3 protein-coding genes are annotated in these 2,789 nt (G+C 67.2%); 2 read left to right on the top strand and 1 reads right to left on the bottom strand.

Going from position 1 to position 2,789, the window contains the following annotated elements:
• Together BIS11_RS14340 and BIS11_RS14345 are read left to right on the top strand one after the other, a co-directional pair.
• Window positions 1–515, top strand: a 515-nt coding sequence (locus BIS11_RS14340; protein WP_253586375.1) for an ABC transporter ATP-binding protein, incomplete at its 5' end; no start/stop codon positions are given.
• A gap of 94 nt (window positions 516–609) precedes the next feature.
• Window positions 610–1,797, top strand: coding sequence for an EAL domain-containing response regulator (locus tag BIS11_RS14345; RefSeq protein ID WP_253418498.1), 1,188 nt, complete (start codon window positions 610–612; stop codon window positions 1,795–1,797).
• Here BIS11_RS14345 and BIS11_RS14350 read toward each other — a convergent pair.
• Window positions 1,758–2,789 (bottom strand): response regulator (locus BIS11_RS14350; protein WP_253586376.1); only part of this gene is annotated, 1,032 nt, incomplete at its 5' end. The two genes, BIS11_RS14345 and BIS11_RS14350, sit on opposite strands and share 40 nt — an antisense overlap.

A 2,789-nucleotide genomic window follows, 5' to 3' on the forward strand; every position in this document is an offset into this window, starting at 1 on the left:
TGGGCGTCATCTTCCAGGATTTCGTGCGCTATCAGCTGCCCGTCGGCGAGAACCTCGGCGTGGGCGATACCCAGGCCTTCGAGGATGTTCAGCGCTGGCGCCAGGCGGCCCATTTCGGCCTGGCGGATACCTTCATCCAGCGCATGCCCCAGGGCTACCAGACCCAGCTCGGGCGCTGGTTCAAGAACGGCCAGGAGCTTTCCGGCGGCCAGTGGCAGAAGATCGCGCTATCGAGAGCCTACATGCGGGAAGACGCGGACATCCTGGTGCTCGACGAACCTACCGCGGCGATGGACGCCGCCGCCGAGGCGGACGTGTTCGCCCGCTTTCGCGCCCACGCCCGGGACAAGATGACGATCCTGATCTCGCACCGCTTCTCCACCGTGCGCAGCGCGGATCTGATTCTGGTGATCGATCGCGGGCGGATCATCGAGCGCGGCACCCACGACAGCCTGCTGCGCGCCAACGGCCGCTACGCCCACCTCTTTCGCCTGCAGGCCGAGGGCTATCGATAAAAAGTCCTTCCGCGCCCCCTTTGAGCGGTACCTGGTCAAGGTGCGCGTCTATACTGGGAAACCGCCTGAAGGATAAGCCTCTAGAGGAGACAGGATGCCCTCCCATGCGTTAGTGATCGATGACGACATCGACATTCAACTGTTGTGCGAAATGCTGCTGCGCCGCCACGGCTACGAGGTCGAGACCGCCGGCAGCCTGGGCCAGCTGGCACGCCACCCGTCGCTTCTCGAAGCGGATCTGATCCTTCTCGACCTGGGGCTTGGCGAATTCACCGGGCTCGACATTCTCGACTACCTGCACGACCTGCGGCTCAACGCGGCGATCCTGCTCATCAGCAGCTGCTCGCAAGAAGAGGCCGCGCACGCGCTGGCAGTGGGCCGCGCGAAGGGGCTACGCATGCTCGGTTTTCTGCCCAAGGCGAATATGCTCACCGGGCTCGCGGGCTTTCTCGCCCCGCTCGACATCGCGCCCCAGACGCCGACACCGGCGGAGCTTGCCACGGCCATCGAAAGCGATGAGCTGCTGCTGGTCTACCAGCCCAAGCAGGCACTGGACGGTGGCCATATCGTCGGCGTCGAGGCGCTGGTGCGCTGGGAGCACCCGACCCACGGCACTCTGCCGCCCAATAGCTTCATTCCCATGGCCGAGCAGCACGACATGATGGTGGCACTGACCTGGCGCGTGCTGGAGCTGGCACTCGCCCAGCAGGCGCGCTGGCACGCCCGGGGCTGGCCGCTCGGCGTCGCCGTCAACGTCGATGCGGACTTCATCAAGTCGGAAGGGGTGCTCGAGGCCTTCGATCGCCTGACCGAGCATCACGGCATCGACAACCGCTTTCTGACCCTCGAGCTCACCGAGTCGGTGGGCATCGACTGCCTGGGCTATGCGCGACACATTCTGGAGGCGCTACGCGAGCGTGGCTGCCAACTGTCACTGGACGACTTCGGTACCGGCTACTCTTCGCTGGTGCAGCTCTACCGGCTCCCCTTCAGCGAACTGAAGGTGGATCGCAGCTTCGTCTCGTCGATGGAGCATGACGATGCCGCACAAGCGATCGCGCTGTCGATCATCGACCTGGGCAAGCGCATGGGCCTTTGCGTGGTGGCCGAGGGGATCGAGACCGAGGCCCAGCGCGAACTGCTCGCCGAGGCGGGATGCGGCGTCGGCCAGGGCTATTTCATCGCACGCCCGATGGAAGCGGCCGCGCTCGCCGGCTGGCTCGATCGTCGCCAGAGCCCGGCTCAACCGGTGACGAGCCCCGCGTCGGTCAAGGCCGTGTGAGTCTCGCGCGCCATGGCGTCCAGCCGGGCCAGCGCCTCTTCGAGCACCGCAACGCTTGCCGAGGGCGCATCGCGCTCGGCCTGGGCGGCCCAGGTGGCGATGGCCGTGCAGCCAAGCGACGCCGCAGCGCCCTTCAGCGCATGCGCCTCCTGGGCGAAGGCATCTCGCCGGCACTGCGCCAGATGCGCCGACAGCCGCGCGCGGCGCTCGGGAAGACGGCGTAGAAAGCTCGTCAGCAGCGTATCCAGCGCCTGCGCGTCGAAGGTCTCCTTGAGCTCGGCGCAAAGCGTCTGCTCCAGAAGCGAATCCTGAGGCGAGTGGGCGACGGGCGGGACGTACGGCGACTCGGGAACACAGGCCGGGCTTCGGGCCACCAGATAACGGCAAAGCACGAGGTGGAGTTCGTGCCGCGTGAAGGGCTTGTGGAGAACGTCGTCCATGCCGCTTTGCCGGCAGCGCTCCCGGTCCTCGGGCATGACGTTGGCGGTCATCGCGACGATGGGCAGCGCCCCCTGCTGCCGCTGCCGCTCGAAGCGCCGCCAGCGCCGCGTCGTCTCCAAGCCGTCGAGCACCGGCATCTGCACGTCCATCAGCACCAGATCGACCTCGTCGGCGTGCTCCTTCAGGTACCCAAGCGCCGCTTCGCCGTCATCGACCAGGCTCGCGCGCAGACCCAGGCGCTCGAGCAGCCCCCGGGCGACGGTCTGGTTCACGGCGTTGTCCTCGACCACCAGAACATGGCAGCCGGCAGCCAGTGACGGCTGGCCGGTCCGCTCGAGCTCCACGCCGGACGCCCTGACCTCCGGCAGCGGCAGGGTCAGCCAGAAACGGCTACCCACTCCGTCGATGCTGGTGACGCCGATCTCGCCGCCCATCGACTCGACCAGGCGCTTGCAGATCGCAAGCCCCAATCCAGTCCCCTGGTGGCGCCGGGCGATGGCGCTATCCACCTGAGAGAACGGCGCAAACAGGCGCGTCTGGTCCGGTGCGGC

Source organism: Halomonas sp. 707D4, from assembly GCF_024158685.1.
GTDB lineage: Bacteria > Pseudomonadota > Gammaproteobacteria > Pseudomonadales > Halomonadaceae > Vreelandella.

Excerpts from the sequence above, each read along its gene's own strand:
- BIS11_RS14345 (WP_253418498.1), top strand. The coding sequence starts at position 610 with ATGCCCTCCCATGCGTTAGTGATCGATGACGACATCGACATTCAACTG.